Raw genomic sequence first — 2,025 nt, 5'->3', positions numbered from 1 at the left:
ATGCTGTGGGCGGAACCTGCGCTTTGACAGAGAGATCGATCTTGCCACTCTGACCCGGCTTATCCATGCGGTTGAGGCAGCATGATCGGACCGGGAACTGGGGCTCGGGTGTACCTTGCCTGTGGGTTCACGGACATGCGCAAAGGGATCGAGGGTTTGGCTGCACTGACGCAGGATGTGTTGCGCCAGAAGCCGACGGGAGGCGCGGTCTTCGCCTTTCGGGGAAGGCGTGGCGACCGTTTGAAGCTTCTTTATTTTGATGGCCAGGGGTTCTGTCTTTATTACAAGGTCTTGCAGAAGGGTCGCTTTCCGTGGCCGTCGGCGGCCGACGGGACGGCCAGGCTGACGTCAGCGCAAATGGCGATGTTATGGGAAGGAATTGACTGGCGACGCCCCAACTGGGGTGCGCCGCCGGCGCGTGTCGGATGATTTATCTCTCTGAATCTAATGGTTTTTATGGCTACTCGCCCTGACTTATGGTAGTCAGGTGCATGTCGAATGTCGCCGAAAATCTTCCAGACGATCCTGCCTTTCTGAAGGCGATGATCGCCGCCTTGCAGGCGGAAAATGCGAAGATGTCGGCGACGTTGCAGGCGCATGACCAGTTGATCCAGGCCTTGCGGCTGCGCATTGCCCGGCTGAAGAAACAGGTCTTCGGCAAGTCTTCGGAAAAGATCGAGCGGGAAATCCAGCAGCTGGAACTGGCCCTGGAGGATCTTTTGATCGCCGCGGCGGAGAGCAATGCCGGGCCAATCAATGAGGCCGACGAGGCAGCGTCTGTCGCGCCCATGACGAACGCGCCCGAAAGGATCACGCGCCGTCGTCCGCGCGTATCGCACAAGGCAGTTCGCGAGCGCAGGGAGCTCGATCCCGGCGCCTGCTGCCCCGCCTGTGGCGGTGAACTGCGTCTTGGGGGCGAAGACACAAGCGAAATCCTCGACCTGATCGCCGCCCAGATGAAGGTCATCGAGATCGCCCGGTTCAAGAAATCCTGTCGCTGCTGCGAAAAGATGGTGCAGTTGCCCGCGCCCAGCCGCCCGATACCAGGCAGCATGGCTGGCGCCGGCCTTCTGGCTTACATCCTGGTCTCGAAGTTCGACGATCACCTGCCATTGTATCGCCTGAACGAAATCTTCGCCCGCATGGGTGCCGACATCCCCGACAGTACGCTGGTCGATTGGTGCGGTCGCGCAATGCAGGTGCTTCAGCCCCTGATCGAGCGGATCGGAACCGTGATCATGGCCAGCGACCTTCTCCATGCTGACGATACCCCGATCCGGGTGCTGGATCGCTCCATGCAGGACAAAGGGCTGGGGAAAGGCGTAAAGAAAGGCAGGATCTGGACATATGTCCGCGATCAACGCCCGTGGGCGGGCGGCGCTCCGCCTGGCGCGGTCTACTACTTTGCTCCGGACTGGAAGGAAGACCACGTCCTCCGCCACCTCAGGCAGACAAGCGGCATTCTCCAAGCTGACGGCTACAAAGGCTATGGCAAGCTTTATGAGCCTGGAGCCGATGGAACATCCCGCTTCCGAGAAGCGGCATGCTGGGCGCATTGGCGACGCGACTTCCATGATATCTGGACCTCGAACAAATCCGAGATCGCACGCGAGGCTCTCGACCGTATCGGTGCGCTTTATGACATCGAGCACGGCATTGCGGGTCAGCCTGCCGATGCCCGCCTTGCCGCACGTCAGAAGCATAGCAAACCAAAGATCGGAGCATTCCGTGTCTGGATCGAAACGCAACTGACCCGCATTCCGGGCAAGAGCGATTTGGCAAAAGCCTTCCGTTATGGCCTGAGCCGCTGGCCATCATTCTGCCTGTTCCTCGAAGACGGCCGCGTCGCCATGGACAACAATGCCGCCGAGCGAGCCCTGCGCCCGATTGGAATCGGAAGAAAAAACTGGCTATTTGCTGGCGCCGACGGCGGTGCGTTATACTGCTCATCTGTCGATCGCCTTATAGACTAAGGACATTTTGGCGCGGATCATCAGACGCCGGACGCTTGCCATGCTGTGATCG

Annotated in this window: 1 protein-coding gene and 1 pseudogene; both read left to right on the top strand. The window is 59.8% G+C overall.

Translation table 11 applies throughout. The features are described from left to right. Window positions 1-81 precede the first annotated feature (81 nt). Window positions 82-429 (top strand): IS66 family insertion sequence element accessory protein TnpB, encoded by a 348-nt coding sequence (gene tnpB, locus NKJ94_RS37255; protein ID WP_352532747.1) that lies wholly within the window; start codon window positions 82-84, stop codon window positions 427-429. A gap of 62 nt (window positions 430-491) precedes the next feature. Further along, window positions 492-1,937 (top strand): annotated as a pseudogene (gene tnpC / locus NKJ94_RS37250) (IS66 family transposase); the annotation flags it as partial. Window positions 1,938-2,025 lie beyond the last annotated feature (88 nt).

The organism is Mesorhizobium sp. M0060 (genome assembly GCF_040323155.1).
GTDB lineage: Bacteria > Pseudomonadota > Alphaproteobacteria > Rhizobiales > Rhizobiaceae > Mesorhizobium.
The sequence above is the reverse complement of the archived record's forward strand: the minus strand, read 5'-3'. Positions and strand labels throughout refer to the sequence as shown.